The organism is Streptomyces sp. NPDC026301, from assembly GCF_055567935.1.
Window position 1 is genome coordinate 80,318 of record NZ_JBVHPN010000016.1, and the last position, 15,089, is coordinate 95,406.

17 protein-coding genes are annotated in these 15,089 nt (G+C 70.4%); 15 read left to right on the forward strand and 2 right to left on the reverse strand.

Features of this window, described 5'->3' with window-relative positions; genetic code table 11:
* Window positions 1-196 precede the first annotated feature (196 nt).
* Together yhfZ and ACZ4MH_RS26225 are read right to left on the reverse strand one after the other, a co-directional pair.
* On the reverse strand, window positions 197-1,135 hold the full coding sequence (gene yhfZ, locus ACZ4MH_RS26220; RefSeq protein WP_351597279.1) for a GntR family transcriptional regulator YhfZ: 939 nt from the start codon (window positions 1,133-1,135) through the stop codon (window positions 197-199).
* A gap of 301 nt (window positions 1,136-1,436) precedes the next feature.
* Window positions 1,437-2,339 (reverse strand): class I SAM-dependent methyltransferase, encoded by a 903-nt coding sequence (locus ACZ4MH_RS26225; RefSeq protein WP_351597281.1) that lies wholly within the window; start codon window positions 2,337-2,339, stop codon window positions 1,437-1,439.
* A 601-nt stretch (window positions 2,340-2,940) separates the two neighbouring features.
* On the opposite strand from ACZ4MH_RS26225, the gene ACZ4MH_RS26230 reads away from it, so the two are divergent.
* The 15 genes from ACZ4MH_RS26230 (at window position 2,941) to dprA (ending at window position 14,904) form a co-directional block, all read left to right on the forward strand.
* Window positions 2,941-3,528: a hypothetical protein gene (locus ACZ4MH_RS26230; RefSeq protein ID WP_351597284.1), complete on the forward strand. Its 588-nt coding sequence runs from the start codon at window positions 2,941-2,943 to the stop codon at window positions 3,526-3,528.
* Window positions 3,529-3,794: 266 nt separating this feature from the next.
* On the forward strand, window positions 3,795-4,238 hold the full coding sequence (gene rpsP / locus ACZ4MH_RS26235; RefSeq protein ID WP_351598509.1) for a 30S ribosomal protein S16: 444 nt from the start codon (window positions 3,795-3,797) through the stop codon (window positions 4,236-4,238).
* A gap of 2 nt (window positions 4,239-4,240) precedes the next feature.
* A complete protein-coding gene (locus ACZ4MH_RS26240; protein WP_030267150.1) occupies window positions 4,241-4,480 on the forward strand; it encodes an RNA-binding protein in 240 nt (79 codons plus the stop codon).
* A gap of 168 nt (window positions 4,481-4,648) precedes the next feature.
* Window positions 4,649-5,308: a ribosome maturation factor RimM gene (gene rimM, locus ACZ4MH_RS26245; protein ID WP_351598512.1), complete on the forward strand. Its 660-nt coding sequence runs from the start codon at window positions 4,649-4,651 to the stop codon at window positions 5,306-5,308.
* 2 nt (window positions 5,309-5,310) lie between these two features.
* Window positions 5,311-6,126 (forward strand): tRNA (guanosine(37)-N1)-methyltransferase TrmD, encoded by an 816-nt coding sequence (trmD, locus tag ACZ4MH_RS26250; RefSeq protein ID WP_351598514.1) that lies wholly within the window; start codon window positions 5,311-5,313, stop codon window positions 6,124-6,126.
* A gap of 149 nt (window positions 6,127-6,275) precedes the next feature.
* On the forward strand, window positions 6,276-6,623 hold the full coding sequence (gene rplS, locus ACZ4MH_RS26255) for a 50S ribosomal protein L19 (protein WP_030267158.1): 348 nt from the start codon (window positions 6,276-6,278) through the stop codon (window positions 6,621-6,623).
* Between the two features lie 48 nt (window positions 6,624-6,671).
* Window positions 6,672-7,532 carry a signal peptidase I gene (gene lepB / locus ACZ4MH_RS26260; protein ID WP_351598516.1) on the forward strand — a complete coding sequence of 287 codons (861 nt, stop codon included), beginning with the start codon at window positions 6,672-6,674 and terminating at the stop codon, window positions 7,530-7,532.
* Window positions 7,525-8,691 carry a signal peptidase I gene (gene lepB, locus ACZ4MH_RS26265; RefSeq protein WP_467754717.1) on the forward strand — a complete coding sequence of 389 codons (1,167 nt, stop codon included), beginning with the start codon at window positions 7,525-7,527 and terminating at the stop codon, window positions 8,689-8,691. The genes lepB (ACZ4MH_RS26260) and lepB (ACZ4MH_RS26265) overlap by 8 nt, the downstream gene beginning before the upstream one ends.
* A 73-nt stretch (window positions 8,692-8,764) precedes the next feature.
* Entirely contained in the window at window positions 8,765-9,580 is an 816-nt protein-coding gene (gene lepB, locus ACZ4MH_RS26270) for a signal peptidase I (protein WP_467754718.1), read from the forward strand.
* A 191-nt stretch (window positions 9,581-9,771) separates the two neighbouring features.
* A complete protein-coding gene (gene lepB / locus ACZ4MH_RS26275; RefSeq protein ID WP_351598522.1) occupies window positions 9,772-10,500 on the forward strand; it encodes a signal peptidase I in 729 nt (242 codons plus the stop codon).
* On the forward strand, window positions 10,493-11,026 hold the full coding sequence (locus ACZ4MH_RS26280; RefSeq protein WP_351598524.1) for an NUDIX hydrolase: 534 nt from the start codon (window positions 10,493-10,495) through the stop codon (window positions 11,024-11,026). Before lepB (ACZ4MH_RS26275) ends, ACZ4MH_RS26280 begins: the two co-directional genes overlap by 8 nt.
* 38 nt (window positions 11,027-11,064) lie before the next feature.
* Window positions 11,065-11,373 (forward strand): DUF2469 domain-containing protein, encoded by a 309-nt coding sequence (locus tag ACZ4MH_RS26285; protein WP_003993268.1) that lies wholly within the window; start codon window positions 11,065-11,067, stop codon window positions 11,371-11,373.
* A gap of 374 nt (window positions 11,374-11,747) precedes the next feature.
* Window positions 11,748-12,053 carry a YraN family protein gene (locus ACZ4MH_RS26290; RefSeq protein ID WP_351598548.1) on the forward strand — a complete coding sequence of 102 codons (306 nt, stop codon included), beginning with the start codon at window positions 11,748-11,750 and terminating at the stop codon, window positions 12,051-12,053.
* Window positions 12,053-13,663: a YifB family Mg chelatase-like AAA ATPase gene (locus tag ACZ4MH_RS26295; protein ID WP_351598526.1), complete on the forward strand. Its 1,611-nt coding sequence runs from the start codon at window positions 12,053-12,055 to the stop codon at window positions 13,661-13,663. The genes ACZ4MH_RS26290 and ACZ4MH_RS26295 overlap by 1 nt, the downstream gene beginning before the upstream one ends.
* Window positions 13,660-14,904 carry a DNA-processing protein DprA gene (dprA, locus tag ACZ4MH_RS26300; RefSeq protein ID WP_351598528.1) on the forward strand — a complete coding sequence of 415 codons (1,245 nt, stop codon included), beginning with the start codon at window positions 13,660-13,662 and terminating at the stop codon, window positions 14,902-14,904. Before ACZ4MH_RS26295 ends, dprA begins: the two co-directional genes overlap by 4 nt.
* Window positions 14,905-15,089 lie beyond the last annotated feature (185 nt).

The window sequence follows — 15,089 nt, forward strand, 5'->3', positions numbered from 1 at the left end:
TGGTATCGACAGTAACCAGGATTTTGGATATTGGGGAGAGTCGTGAGCACTCTTTTTCGAATGAGTGAAGGTGTGCTCTGCGGTTGACGCTCGGTTCGGGCAGGGAGGAGCCGTTCGTGGGCGAGGCCGACGGTTGGTTTCGTGGCGGGGGAGGGCGGCGGCGTCGGGGTTTCTCCGGGGTCCGCCGCTTCCAAGGTCAGTACGAGGGCATGCGCTCGCCGCGCAGTACCTCCCCCTGCAGATCGGTGACGAGGGACAGGTCCAGTCCGTCTCGCACCGCACTCAGGGCGGCGGCGCCCTGGGCCCGTCCTATGAGCGCGGCGCTGGAGTTGCGCAGAGACAGGTCGCGGGTGATTTCGTCGCCCAGCGGCAGTACGTCGACATCCGGCCCGAGGTGGTCCTGGACCTCATCGAGATTCCATACCGTGGCGTCCACCTCGCCGCGTGCGAACAAGTCCCGCAGTTGCATGTATGACGCCTCCACCCACTGGATGTCGTCGCGTCCGGCGAACGCCCGCCCGGCCAGCATCCGCAGGTCCTCCGACGCGGAGTCGATGGCCACCCGAAGCCCCGGCTTTTCCGGATCCACTCCGTGCCGCAGCAGCAGGCCGTGCGCGCCGACGTACGTGGCCGGGCCGAGATCGGCGACCAGCTCCAGGGGGAGCTCGTCGAGGAACCGGTCGGCGGCGAAGCGGGAGAGCACGACCAGGTCGACCTTGCTCTCCAGCAGGGCCTCGACGCGGGTGGCCGCGCCCCGCATGAACGTGATCGCGAACGGGGCGCCGGCGCCCTCGAAAGCCGTGCGCAGGCCGGTGGCCAGTCCTTCGTACCGCCGCGAATAGGGGAGGGGCATGGCGGCGAGCAGCGTGCCGAGCCCCGACAGGCGCCACAGTATGGTCCGATCGGCCCGCAGGAGGAACGTGCCGAGGTGGCCGCGGGCGACCGTCTCGATTGCACCTGCCTCCTCCAGGAGCTGAAGGGCGGCCTGGACCGTGCCGTTGCCCACGCCGAGCTCCTCGGCGAAGTCGCGGACGCGCGGGAGGCGGGTGTCCTCGTCGTGATTGAGCAACAGGGCCGCGAGCTGCCGGGCAGCCAGTCCGTTGCGGGTGAGGAACCGCTCGTCCACGCTGTTCATGCAAATGACAATAACCAGGATTCTGGATTTTGCCAAGCCATTTTCACGAACGGGCGAATGGGGGTGAGTGCGCGATGCCGATATGCGGAGCTCAGCCGACGCGGACGTCATCGCCGGCACTCATGGCGGCTCGACCTGCTGGCGCCGAGCCGCAGCGCCGAGCCGTGGCGCCGAGCCGCAGCGCCAAGCCGTGGTGCCCACGCGAATGACGTCCGCGTCCACTTCCCGCGACTTCGGAAGATCCGAGGACTGAGGACTGAAGGCTTGAGGACTGAGGGCTATGGACGGCAGCTGAGTGAGCTCAGCGCGTCCGGGCGATCAAGTAGCGGAAGACGTTCGGCATCCAGACCGTGCCGTCCGCGCGCTGGTACGGATGCAGCGCCTCCGACAGCTCCTTCTCCACCTGCGCCGGATCGGCGACCTGCAGCGCCGCGTCGAACAGGCCCGTCGACAACAACCCGCGCATCGCGCTCGGAAGATCGGCGTACCCGAACGGGCAGGCCACCCGGCCCGAACCGTCCGGCCGCAGCCCCGCACGCTCCGCCAGCTCCTCCAGGTCGTCCCGGCTGCTGGGCCGCCAGCCGGCCGCCGCGGGCGAGGTCGTCCTTTCGAGGGGGAGGGACGGATCCGTGAGCCGTTGCGCCACTCGGAGTACGCCTGCCGTGGCGCATCGCTCCACCGGGCCCCAGCCGCCCAGCACCACCGGGCTGCCGCGCTCTGCGAGGGCCGTTGCCGTCTGCAAGGAGGATGTCAGCCCGTCGACGGTGCTGACGCAGCCCACCGGGTGGAACGCCGTCACCAGATTGAAGCGGCCCTGTTGGGGAGGATCCATGCACTCGGGTCCGCCGTGCGCCAGGCACGCGGCCGACTCCCCGGAGCTGCCGCCCGCTTCGGGGCCCTGCTCCGGCGCCAGCCGCTCCCGGGCCAGCCGCAGCCGCGGTTCGTCCATGTCCACCCCGCTGACCTGCGCGCCACGGGCTGAAGCCATCAGCAGGGCGAGGCCGGAACCACAACCCAGTGCCAGCAGCCGAGTGCGCGGGCCGACATCCAGCCGCTGGTACACGGCCTCATACAGCGGCACCAGCATCCGTTCCTGGATTTCGGCCCAGTCGCGGGCGCGCGCCCCCGAACCGGAGCCGTCCGGTGCAGGGTGACCGGAAGGGCCGGAACGCTGGAGGCCGTGCTGTACGAGCGTGGGTGTCATGGAAAGCGCCCCTATCCGCCGAGAGCCCGAGCTTGAGGAAAATGGTCTTCCGCCCCCGATTTGTTGCGCTGTACCCCCCGGTCCAGACAACCCCCCATCGATCCCAGAGTCCAGGGGTTGCGCCCGGTTGTCTACCGCGCGCCCCCGTTTGCGCCGCCCGGGCGCCGACCGGTCGGCGGCGGACATGGAGACGGCCGCTCTCCGGCGCCCTTCAGGGGCTTCGAGGCGCCCCTCACCCGGGTGGCGTACGGCGCTTCGCACCCCCGGCCGTAGGGCGTCCGCATCACGTGGACGGGCCGCCTTCGGACGGTCGCGGCATCGCCGGTACGATCACCATGATCACGCGGCCGGCCCTGAGACCACGCCGTCTCTTCGGGGCCCGCGGGACACGATGTGCGCAGGCACCCCGTAGCGTCCGCCCGTCCGGTGCGCCGGACGTACACGTCGATACATACCGGCTCGGCACCCGGTGCGCGTCTCGTCCACAGAAAGACGCACCCGCCCTCCACGGGCCGCATGAGTGGAAACTGACTGGTACGTGCAAATTATTTGGGATGCCCCGGAATCGGAACACTGAGCGGTACCGGCTCGTTGTCACGACGTGAGCACGACACCTGTTCTCGCCGCCGAGCTGGCGCTCGCTTGGGCCGACATTCAACGGCACCATCCCGAGCTGCCGGATTTGGCCGCGCCCGAATCCCTGATCGGAGAGTCCTCGTCCGCCTGCGGCGCCGAGCTCTCCTTCGAACGGCTGCTTCATGAGGCAGTTCACGGCATCGCCGCATCCCGTGGCGTCCGCGACACCTCACGCGCCGGTCGCTACCACAACCGCCGATTCCTGGCGATCGCCGAGGAGCTGGGCCTGGACCACGCCGACGAGCCGCACCCCAGCAGCGGCTTCTCCCTGGTCACGCTCAACCCCGAAGCCAGAAGGCGGTACCGCCCCACCATCGAGCGGCTCGCCAGAGCGCTCAAGGCGCACACCGTCGCCACCGCGGCCGACAGCAGCCGCAGCTTCCGCGGCCCGGCCGCGCGGCACGGCTCCTCCGGTGGCGGCGTAAGGGTCAAGGCCGTCTGCGACTGCGGGCGCAACGTCCGGGTCGTCCCCTCCGTGCTCGCCCAGGCCCCCATCATGTGCGGCGGCTGCGGCAAGCCGTTCCGCATCCCCGAGGTGGCCGCGGTCGGCTGACCGGGGCACAGGGCCGGCCGCCCGTCCGACCGCGGCCGGCCGCACACCCCGGGCGGCGGGGCGCGGGCCGGCCCGCCCTGGTCAGCGACCGGGCGCCCGAGGTCGGCGGCCCCCTGCTCGTATGGCACAATGTCTAGCTGTACTCGACAGCCGCACAGGAACCCTCTCGCCTCCGGCTGGCGCGTCCATCGGGCACTCCGAGTACCGCAACCCCACGTGGCATCTCGTTGTGCCCAACCACGTCAAGACCAGGAGACACCACTCCAGTGGCAGTCAAGATCAAGCTGAAGCGTCTGGGCAAGATCCGCGCGCCTCACTACCGCATCGTCGTCGCCGACTCCCGTACCCGCCGTGACGGCCGGGCCATCGAGGAGATCGGCCTGTACCACCCGGTGCAGAACCCCTCGCGCATCGAGGTCGACTCCGAGCGTGTCCAGTACTGGCTGGGTGTCGGCGCGCAGCCGACCGAGCCCGTCGCGGCCATCCTCAAGGTCACCGGTGACTGGCAGAAGTTCAAGGGTCTGCCCGCCCCGGCCCCGATGAAGGTTGCCGAGCCCAAGGCCGACAAGCGCGCCCTCTTCGAGGCCGCCGCCAAGGACGCCGGTGACGAGCCGAAGGGTGAGGCCATCACCCCCAAGGCCAAGAAGGCTGACAAGAAGGCGGACGAGGCCGAGGCCGAGACGGCCAAGTCCGAGTCGACCGAGGCCTGAGCATGCTCGAGGAGGCTCTTGAGCACCTCGTCAAAGGCATCGTCGACAATCCCGACGACGTGCAGGTCGCCTCGCGCAACCTGCGTCGTGGACGCGTCCTGGAGGTCCGGGTACACCCGGACGACCTCGGCAAGGTGATCGGCCGTAACGGCCGCACCGCGCGCGCTCTGCGTACTGTTGTGGGTGCCCTCGGCGGCCGCGGTATCCGTGTCGACCTCGTCGACGTGGATCAGGTCCGCTGAGCATCGGAACACCGGCACGGGCCGGGGAGGGCTTCGGCCCTCCCCGGCCCGTGCCGGTTTGCGGTGATACCTCCTCGACCGCAACCATCCATTGAGGAACCACGCCGGCGAGAACCACCTCCGCGAGAGCGGCGGCGGATGAGCCGTGAAGAAAGGCAAGGCACAGTTGTGCAGCTGGTAGTCGCGCGGATCGGGCGCGCCCATGGGATCAAGGGCGAGGTCACGGTGGAGGTGCGCACGGACGAGCCGGAGCTGCGGCTCGCGCCGGGCGCGGTCCTGACCACGGACCCCGCGTCCACCGGCCCGCTGACCATCGAGACCGGTCGCGTGCACAGCGGTCGCCTGCTGTTGCGCTTCGAGGGCGTGAAGGACCGTACGGCCGCCGAAGCGCTCCGTAACACCCTCCTGATCGCCGAGATCGACCCCGAGGAACTTCCCGAGGACCCCGAGGAGTTCTACGACCACCAGCTCATCGACCTCGACGTGGTGACCGAGGACGGCGTCGAGGTCGGCCGCATCCTCGAGGTCTCCCACCTGCCGTACCACGACCTGCTGATCGTCGAGCGCCCCGACGGGAGCCAGGTCATGATCCCGTTCGTCGCGGAGATCGTGCCGGAGATCGACCTCGAGGAGCAGCGAGCGGTGATCGCCCCGCCGCCGGGGCTGCTGGACGACGCCCAGGCGGAGGTCGCCTCCCGCCGGGACGCGGAGGCCGACGCGGACTCCGCGAGCACGCCCGAAGACGGCCCCGCGCCCGAAAGCGGCAAGGCGTCCGAAGGCGGCGAGGCGCACGAGGGCGGTCGGGCAGCGCGCAGTGAGGACGCCTGACCATGCGTCTCGACGTCGTCACGATCTTCCCCGAGTACCTCGAACCGCTGAACGTCTCCCTGGTGGGCAAGGCGCGCGCCCGAGGGCAGCTGGACGTCCGCATCCACGACCTGCGTGAGTTCACGCACGACAAGCACAACACCGTGGACGACACCCCGTACGGCGGCGGCCCCGGCATGGTCATGAAGCCCGAGCCGTGGGGCGAGGCGCTGGACTCGGTCATCGCGTCGGGCGAGGGGGAGGAGCAGCCGGTGATCGTCGTTCCGACGCCCAGCGGCCGGCCCTTCACCCAGCAGCTCGCCGTCGAGCTCTCCGAGAAGCCGTGGCTGGTCTTCACCCCGGCCCGCTACGAAGGCATCGACCGCCGCGTCATCGAGGAGTACGGCGACCGGCTGGACGTCCGTGAGGTCTCCATCGGCGACTACGTGCTGGCCGGCGGCGAGGCGCCCGTCCTGGTCATGGTCGAGGCCATCGCCCGTCTCCTCCCCGGAGTACTGGGCAACGCCGCGTCCCACCAGGACGACTCCTTCGCACCCGGAGCGATGGCCGACCTCCTGGAGGGGCCGGTCTACACCAAGCCTCCGGAGTGGCGTGGTCGCGGCATCCCCGAGGTGCTGCTCAGCGGCCACCACGGCAAGATCGCCCGCTGGCGCCGCGACGAGGCGTTCCGCCGTACGGACCTGAACCGCCCGGACCTGATCGAACGCGCCGACCCCGCCGCCTTCGACAAGAAGGACCGCGAGACCCTCTCCATCCTGGGATGGGCCCCGGGAACGGACGGGCGATTTGGGCGGACGACTGAGGCCGTGGAAGAATAGGCCGCTGCTGTGCGTCCGGCGCGCGCCCCTGCCACAGGGGGAACGACGCCCGCCCGACGGACCGGCACCCGGACTCCCCGTCCGGCCTCCGAACGATCATCACGAATTCCGCTGATGACCTGTGGCATCAGCGAAGAAAGCAGTAGGTCATGCACCTTCTCGACTCCGTCGACGCCGGGTCGCTCCGCAGCGACGTCCCCGCCTTCCGCCCGGGTGACACCGTCAACGTCCACGTCCGCGTCATCGAGGGCAACCGCTCCCGTGTGCAGCAGTTCAAGGGCGTTGTCATCCGCCGTCAGGGCGCCGGCGTGCGCGAGACCTTCACGGTCCGCAAGGTCAGCTTCTCCGTCGGCGTCGAGCGCACCTTCCCGGTGCACACCCCGATCGTCGAGAAGATCGAGGTCGTGACCCGCGGTGACGTCCGTCGCGCCAAGCTGTACTACCTCCGCGAGCTGCGCGGCAAGGCCGCCAAGATCAAGGAGAAGCGCGAGAGCTGAGCAGCCGTACGGTGTCCTTAACCCCGGGCCGGATAGGCTCTGGGCTCGATGGACACCGACGCACAGCCTTCAACGCTTCCGGAGCGCGACTCCTCTCCAGCCCCTGACCAAGGGGCGGAGAAGGGGTCGCGCTCCGCGCGTTTTTCCCGGCGGCGGGAGCGGGCCGCGCGCGCGTCCGGCGACGGGCCGGCGGCGGGCGTCGGCGAGAGCCGCGAGGAAGGCCGCGAGGAGGCCGCTGAGCGCCCGCTGCTGCGGCGTGGGCCGGTTCTGCTGGTACTGGCCTGTCTGGCCTTTGTGGGGCTGCTGAGCGCCTTCGTCGTCCAGCCCTTCCTGATCCCCAGCTCGTCGATGGAGAACACGCTCCGGGTCGGCGACCGGGTGCTGGTGAACAAGCTGGCGTACCGGTTCGGCGGCGAACCGCGCCGGGGGGACGCCGTGGTGTTCGACGGCACGGGATCGTTCGTACAGGAAGCGCCGGCGGGCAACCCGGTGACGAAGCTGCTGCGCGGGGCCGGAGCCGCGGTGGGCCTGGTGCCGGCCGCGGAGACGGACTACATCAAGCGGGTGATCGGCGTCGGCGGGGACCGGGTGACCTGCTGCGACGAACGGGGACGGATCAAGGTGAACGGCGAACCGGTGGACGAGCCCTACCTCCACCCCGGAGACAGCCCGTCGGACGTGCCCTTCGACGTGGTCGTGCCCGAAGGGAAGCTGTGGGTCATGGGAGACCACCGCGCCAGGTCGAGCGACTCCCGCGACCACCTGGGCGACCCGGGCGGCGGCACCGTTCCGCTGGACAAGGTGATCGGCCGCGCCGACTGGATCGGCTGGCCGGTCGGCCGCTGGACCTCCTTGGAGCGACCCCGCGCGTTCGACGGCATACCGGCTCCGGCAGGGCCCCATGGGTAACAGGGGGCGCCCGCGCCACGGGCACCACCGCACAGGCGCACCACCGGAGGGCCACGGTACGGAGGCGCACGGCTCCGTACCGGACGACGCGCACGACTCCCGTGTGCCCAGCGCTGACTCCGGTGTGCCCAGCGCTGCCCCCCATGGGGCAGGTGCCGGCCCCTATGGCGCGGACCTCGGCGCGGGCGGCACCGCGACCCGTACGACGCTGCCGGCGACCGGCGGGCGGGCCGACAGACGACGCCAGGCGAAGCGCATCAAGAGGCGCAGACAGCGTTCGTACCTGAAGGAGATACCGATCCTGATCGGGGTGGCGCTGGCGATCGCCCTGGTCCTGAAGACGTTCCTCGTGCAGGCATTCGTGATCCCGTCGGGCTCCATGGAGCAGACGATCCAGATCGGCGACCGGGTGCTCGTCGACAAGCTGACCCCGTGGTTCGGCGCCGAGCCGCACCGGGGGGACGTGGTCGTCTTCAAGGACCCGAACCACTGGCTCGCGGGCGAGCGCACCACCGTGGCCGACGATCCGGTGGGGGTCAAGCAGATCAAGGAAGCCCTCACCTTCATCGGGCTGCTGCCGTCGGCGGACGAGCAGGACCTGATCAAGCGGGTCGTCGCGGTCGGCGGCGACACCGTCAAGTGCTGCGACAAGAGCGGCCGGGTCACCGTCAACGGGACGCCGTTGAGCGAGCCGTACGTCCATCCGGGCAATCCGCCCTCGCAGTTGAAGTTCGAGGTCAACGTGCCGACCGGGCGGCTCTTCGTCATGGGGGACCACCGGTCCAACTCCGCCGACTCCCGGTATCACCTGAACGAGCCGTATCGGGGGACGGTCGCGGAGAGCAGCGTCGTGGGCCGCGCCGTGGTGATCGCCTGGCCGTTCAAGCACTGGCAGCGCCTGGAAGAGCCCGATACGTACGCTTCTGTGCGCGACGCGCCGGGCGCACCGGCGACGGCGGCCACGGCGCCGCATACTCTGTCACCCGAAGGTTTGACCGTCCTCCCGACCCCTGCGGAACTCCCGCTCGTTATGGGAGTGGTGGGCCTGCACCGTTTGACGAGCAGGCGGCGGCTTGGAGTAAGGAGTGAATGTGGGGGACGTGGCGGTCGGCGCACGGTCCGGAACCGAAGAGCCCGAAGAACCAGAGGGGCGCGATAGGTCCCCCGTAGCGGACACGGCGCATCAGGAACAGCAGCCGCAGGACGCGCGACAGGAAGAGGAGAACGGCGGCGTGACGAAGGACAAGAAGCCGCCGCGTTCCTTCTGGAAGGAGCTGCCGCTCCTGATCCTCATCGCGCTGGCCCTGGCGCTGGTCATCAAGACCTTCCTGGTGCAGGCGTTCTCGATCCCGTCCGACTCGATGCAGAACACCCTGCAGCGCGGCGACCGGGTGCTGGTGGACAAGCTGACCCCGTGGTTCGGCGCGGAGCCGGAGCGCGGCGAGGTCGTCGTGTTCCACGACCCGGGCGGCTGGCTCAACGAAGTGCCCACCCCGACGCCGAATCCGGTCCAGAAGGTCCTCAGCTGGATCGGCCTGATGCCGTCCGCGGAGGAGAAGGACCTGATCAAGCGGGTCATCGCGGTCGGTGGCGACACGGTCGAGTGCAAGGGCACGGGACCGGTGAAGGTCAACGGCAAGGCACTTCAGGAGGACGCGTACCTCTTCGCCGGGAACACCCCGTGCGGTGACAAGCCCTTCGGCCCGATCAAGGTGCCCGAAGGCCGGATCTGGGTGATGGGCGACCACCGCCAGGACTCCCTGGACTCGCGTTACCACCAGGATCTGAAGGGCAACGGCACGGTGTCGGAGGACGAGGTCGTGGGCCGCGCGTTCACGATCGCCTGGCCGATCAACCGGTGGTCGCTGCTCCCGGTGCCGGACACCTTCGACCAGCCGGGGCTGAGCCAGGCGATGGCCGCTGCGCCGGCGGCGCTGGGCGTGGCCGGTGCGGTACCGATCGTGCTGTGGCGGCGCCGGCGGGTGCTCGCCAAGCTGCCCGCCAATGTGGCGGTGGGAGCGACCGGCAAGGAGCCCCGCGACAGCTGACCGCACCGCCCGTAGGTGAGGGATCTGTGTGCGTCCGGCGGACGTGTCGTCGATACGCCGCGTACGTCGGGAAACGGCGCCCGAAGGCTCTCATCGGGCCGTCGGCCGGAGGCTGACTGTGCAAAGTAACCCCAGGTAAGGTGCCGTCCCGGATCTTCGACGCGGGGCGGCCCGCGGGGTGGGAGCGCGGGATGAGCAGGAGCAAGGGGCGTACGAGCGGCGGCCACGGCCGGACCGTGGGCAGCGTGCTGTCCGGTCTGGCGGTGGCCGTCGGCTGTGTGCTGTTCCTGGGCGGTTTTATATGGGGCGCGGTGCTCTACCGTCCGTACACGGTCCCGACCGATTCGATGGCGCCCACCATCGCGGCCGGCGCCCGGGTCCTTGCGCAGCATGTGGACGGCTCCGAGGTGCGCCGCGGCGACGTCGTGGTCTTCCAGGACTCCGTCTGGGGCGACATGCCCATGGTGAAGCGGGTCGTCGGGGTGGGCGGCGACAAGGTCGCCTGCTGCAACACCGACGGCAAGCTCACCGTCAACGGCAAGCCCATCGAAGAACCGTATCTCCAGGGCAATGGCCCGGCGTCTCCCGTCGGCTTCAAGGCCCGGGTCCCCAAGGGGCAGCTCTTCCTGCTCGGTGATCACCGCAGCGACTCCATGGACTCGCGGGTGCACCTCACGGACGGCGATCACGGTGCCGTGCCGCGCGACGCGGTCGACGCCCGGGTGGACGCCAAGGCGTGGCCGATCGCCGGCCTCGGCATGATGCAGCGGCCCACGGCCTTCTCCGCCCTGCCGGGCGGCACGTCCCGGCCCGGCCCGGTGCAGCCCATCGTGGTGGCGATCGTGGCCGGCGCGGTGCTGATACTGGGGGGAGCGGCGTACGGGCCGATCGCGAACCGGAGGAGGCGTACGCGTGTCTGAAGCGGATACCGGTACACAGGAGCAGGCCGGAATACCGGCGGGCACGGCACTGCGGCGCGTCTCCCGGGTGATCCTGCTCGACCCCGAGGACCGGGTCCTGCTGATGCACGGCTTCGAACCGGACGAACCGTCGAGGACATGGTGGTTCACGCCGGGCGGCGGGCTGGAGGGCACCGAGAGCCGGGAAGAGGCGGCCCTCCGGGAGCTCGCCGAGGAAACCGGGATCACGGACGCGGAGCTCGGGCCGGTGCTGTGGCAGCGGCACTGCTCGTTCCCGTTCGACGGGCGGCGCTGGGACCAGGACGAGTGGTACTACCTGGCGCGTACACGCAATACCGCGACGCGGCTGAGCGGCCTGACGGAGCTGGAACGGCGCAGCGTGGCGGGTCTGAGATGGTGGACGGTGACGGAACTCTCCGCATCGCATGAGACGGTGTATCCGACCAGACTTGCCGAGCTGTTGCGCACACTGCTCGACGAAGGACCCCCTAGTGCGCCGGTGGTCCTGGAGACCGAGAGTGTCTGACGCACAATAGGGGGACGCACGGCTGAAGGGGATCTGCCATGAGCGCCGAGGACCTCGAGAAGTACGAGACCGAGATGGAGCTGAAGCTCTACCGGGAGTACCGCGATGTCGTCGGACTGTTCAAATACGTGATCGAGACCGAGCGCCGGTTCTACCTCACCAACGACTACGAGATGCAGGTGCACTCCGTCCAGGGTGAGGTCTTTTTCGAAGTCTCCATGGCAGATGCCTGGGTGTGGGACATGTACCGCCCGGCCAGGTTCGTGAAGCAGGTCCGCGTGCTGACCTTCAAGGACGTGAACATCGAGGAGCTCAACAAGAGCGACCTCGAGCTGCCGAGCGGCTGAGTGACCGTTTCCTCGTGATCGGCCGAGTGGGCATTTCGCTGCCACGCGCGGCGCGGTCATTTCACCCTCACGGGTGACGGCGTTATGCACAGCCGCTGAGTTGTCCACCAAGATCCAATACTCGGCGGCAGAAGCGTCACAGTCGGTGCCGGAGGTGGTGCCGGATGAACGCCACAGCAGAGAACACCGCGGCCGGAAGCGGTGCGGCAGAGCCCGTACGAGCCCGATCACGCCCCCGCTCGACGCGAGCGGCCGACTCGGCAAAGACACAGCGCAAGCGCCCGCAGGGCCGGGGCAGCCCCGGCGGCCGTGCCCGCGGCGGATGCCGCCGCTCCGGACTCGGGCGGTACGGCGAAGACCTCGCCGCGCGGTGGCTGACCGCCCACGGCATGCGCGTCCTCGACCGGAACTGGCGCTGCCGCTTCGGTGAGATCGACATCGTCGCCGCCGACGCCGACGCGTTCGTCGTGTGCGAGGTCAAGACCAGACGCGCAGGCCCGTACGAACACCCCATGGCGGCCATCACGCCCACGAAAGCGCGGCGCCTGGGACTCCTCGCCGAGCACTGGACCGCGGCGCACGGAGGCCCGCCACCGGGCGGCGTCCGCATCGATGTGATCGGTGTCCAGCTCCCCGCCCGCGGCGCGCCCGTCGTGTCCCACGTACGGGGGGTGACCTGATGGGATTCGCCCGTACGTGCTCGGTCGCGCTGGTCGGCGTCGAAGGCGTGGTCGTCGAGGTGCAGGCCGACCTCGAACCAGGCGTCGCGGCCTTCACCCTCGTCGGTCTCCCCGACAAGAGCCTCATCGAGTCGCGTGACCGGGTGCGCGCCGCCGTGGTCAACTCCGGCTCCGAGTGGCCGCAGAAGAAGCTGACCGTAGGCCTCAGCCCGGCCTCCGTCCCCAAGGGCGGCAGCGGCTTCGACCTGGCAGTCGCCTGCGCCGTCCTCGGCGCTGCCGAGCTCATCGACCCACGCGAGCTGACCGACCTCGTCATGATCGGCGAGCTGGGCCTGGACGGCAGGGTACGACCGGTGCGCGGCGTGCTGCCGGCGGTCCTCGCGGCCGCCGACGCGGGATACCGCCAGGTCGTCGTCCCCGAGCGGACCGCCGCCGAGGCATCGCTCGTCCCCGGCGTCTCCGTCCTGGGCGTCCGCAGCCTGCGCCAGCTCATCGCCGTGCTCACCGACGGACCGGTTCCCGAAGAGGAGGACGAGGGCGACGAGCCGGGCCGCCCGGACCCGCTGCTCGCCGGGCTGGTCGTACCGGGCTCGGGATCCTGCGCCGGGCTGCCTCCCGACGCCCGCCCACCGGACATGGCGGAGGTCGCGGGCCAGCACGGCGCTCGCCGCGCACTGGAGGTGGCTGCCGCCGGGCGGCACCACATCTTCCTGAAGGGGCCACCGGGCGCGGGCAAGACCATGCTCGCCGAGCGGCTCCCCGGCCTGCTGCCGCCCCTGTCGCCCAAGGAATCGCTGGAGGTCACCGCGGTGCACTCGGTGGCGGGCATGCTGCCGCCCGGCCAGCCCCTGGTGAGCCGCCCGCCGTACTGCGCACCGCACCACTCCGCCACGATGGCCTCGCTCGTCGGCGGCGGCAGCGGACTGCCCCGGCCCGGCGCGGTGTCCCTCGCCCACCGAGGCGTCCTGTTCATCGACGAAGCCGCCGAGTGCAACGCCAAGGTGCTCGACGCCCTGCGCCAGCCTCTGGAGTCCGGACACGTCGTGGTCGCGCGCGCCGCCGGAATGATGCGGCTCCCGGCGTCCTTCCTGCTGGTACTGGCCGCCAATCCCTGCCCGTGCGGACGCCACGGCACCATCGCCGGCGGCTGCGAATGTCGCCCGTCCTCGATCACCCGCTACCGCGCCCGGCTCTCCGGGCCGCTCATGGACCGGATCGACCTGCGGATCGCCGTGGAACCGGTCGCCCGCAGCGAACTGGTCGCGGGGGCCCGCGGCGAATCCACCGCCGATGCCGCCGACCGGATCCGCGCCGCCAGGGAACGCGCCGCCCACCGCTTCGCCGGCACTCCCTGGCAGACGAACAACGAAGTCCCCGGCCATGAACTGCGCACCCGGTGGACCGTGGCCCCGGGCGCGCTCGTCCAGGCCGAGCGCGACCTGGAGAACGGCCTGCTCACCGCCCGCGGCCTGGATCGCGTCCTGCGCGTCGCCTGGACCACGGCAGACCTCGCGGGCCGCGACCGTCCGACGGCCGAGGACGTCGACTGGGCCCTGGAGCTGCGTACCGGTGTCCGCCGCGGCATTCCCCTGGCGGTGAGTCGGCCATGACCTCTCTCGAAGACGCGTCCGGTTTGGAAGCCGCGTCCGGTGACCTGCCCACACGACAAATCCGTGACTCCACCGCAGGAAGGGAAGCCGGCTCCGCGCCGGAAGCCGATCGGCTGGCCCGGGCAGCTCTCACCCGGGTACTCGAACCGGGCGATGAAGTGGCCGGCGCATGGCTGCGGCGAATGGGCCCGGTGGCGCTCTGGCGCTCCCTCCTCGGGGACGGCGACCCGCCCGAAGGAGCCGGCGAGGCGAAGATCGCGGGCCTGCGGTTACGCGCCGAGGCAGCGTCGCCCGAAGCCGACCTCGCTGCCGCCACCGCGCTCAACGGTCGTTTCGTCTGCCCCGGCGACGAGGAATGGCCCCACCAGCTGGACGACCTGCGAGATGCCCGCCCGGTCGGCCTGTGGGTGCGCGGCAGGGCGAACCTGCGCCTGTGGGCCCTGCGCTCCGTCGCCCTCGTGGGCGCCCGTGCCTGTACGGAGTACGGTGCACATGTGGCGGGGACCTTGGGCGCGGGACTCGCCGAACGCGGCTGGTCGGTGGTGTCCGGTGCCGCGTACGGCGTGGATGGCGCTGCGCACCGGGGCACCTTGGCGGCAGGCGGCCCGACCGTGGCGGTACTGGCCTCCGGCGTCGACTACATCTACCCCAGCGGACACGCCGAGCTGATCGGACGCATCGCCGAACAGGGGCTGATCGTCGCGGAATTGCCACCCGGCGCTCATCCGACCGCGAGCCGGTTCATCCAACGCAACCGTGTGATCGCCGCCCTTACCAGGGGAACGGTCGTCGTCGAGGCCGCGCTGCGCAGCGGATCACTGGCCACTGCCCGCCGCGCCGCCGAGCTGGGACGGTTCACAATGGGTGTTCCCGGCCCGGTCACCAGCGGCTTGTCGGCCGGTGTCCACCAACTGCTGCGGGGCGAGGCCGTACTGGTCGCCGACGCGGCCGAGGTGGTCGAACTGGTGGGCAGCATCGGTGATCTTGCCCCCGTTCCCCGCGGCCCGGTCCTGGCCCGCGATCTACTGGATCCGGTCGCCATCCGCCTGCTGGAAGCCCTGCCGTTGAGGGGCGCGACCGACGTCTCGAAGATCGCCCGTGACTCGGGTACGGCCCAGGAAACGACCCAAGCGAAGCTCTTCGAACTACAGGCGCTCGGATTCGTTCAAAGATGCGGTAGTCGCTGGGAGTTGCTTCCCGTTGCCCATTCGACAGGAGGTTACCGGCGAGGCGGTCCTTGACCTGGGGCGAACGGGTGAAAGGGTGAGGTGAATGACCGCAGGATGCATCTTTGCGAGTTTCGTGCGGACGGCCGCGCAGGCTCCCGTCGTCATCCGAGGGTGCGGACTACCGGACGAATCTGCGCACGCACGAACACGCTGCGATCGCACACCGCGACACCACAGTCACGCTACGCTCGCAAGGC

Bases quoted from the DNA above. Each gene is read 5' to 3' on its own strand.
- trmD (WP_351598514.1), top strand. From the start codon at position 5,311: ATGCGTCTCGACGTCGTCACGATCTTCCCCGAGTACCTCGAACCGCTG.
- lepB (WP_351598516.1), top strand. From the start codon at position 6,672: ATGGACACCGACGCACAGCCTTCAACGCTTCCGGAGCGCGACTCCTCT.
- rplS (WP_030267158.1), top strand. From the start codon at position 6,276: ATGCACCTTCTCGACTCCGTCGACGCCGGGTCGCTCCGCAGCGACGTC.
- lepB (WP_351598522.1), top strand. From the start codon at position 9,772: ATGAGCAGGAGCAAGGGGCGTACGAGCGGCGGCCACGGCCGGACCGTG.
- ACZ4MH_RS26285 (WP_003993268.1), top strand. From the start codon at position 11,065: ATGAGCGCCGAGGACCTCGAGAAGTACGAGACCGAGATGGAGCTGAAG.
- lepB (WP_467754717.1), top strand. From the start codon at position 7,525: ATGGGTAACAGGGGGCGCCCGCGCCACGGGCACCACCGCACAGGCGCA.
- yhfZ (WP_351597279.1), bottom strand. From the start codon at position 1,135: ATGAACAGCGTGGACGAGCGGTTCCTCACCCGCAACGGACTGGCTGCC.
- ACZ4MH_RS26240 (WP_030267150.1), top strand. From the start codon at position 4,241: ATGCTCGAGGAGGCTCTTGAGCACCTCGTCAAAGGCATCGTCGACAAT.
- dprA (WP_351598528.1), top strand. From the start codon at position 13,660: ATGACCTCTCTCGAAGACGCGTCCGGTTTGGAAGCCGCGTCCGGTGAC.
- ACZ4MH_RS26295 (WP_351598526.1), top strand. From the start codon at position 12,053: ATGGGATTCGCCCGTACGTGCTCGGTCGCGCTGGTCGGCGTCGAAGGC.
- ACZ4MH_RS26225 (WP_351597281.1), bottom strand. From the start codon at position 2,339: ATGACACCCACGCTCGTACAGCACGGCCTCCAGCGTTCCGGCCCTTCC.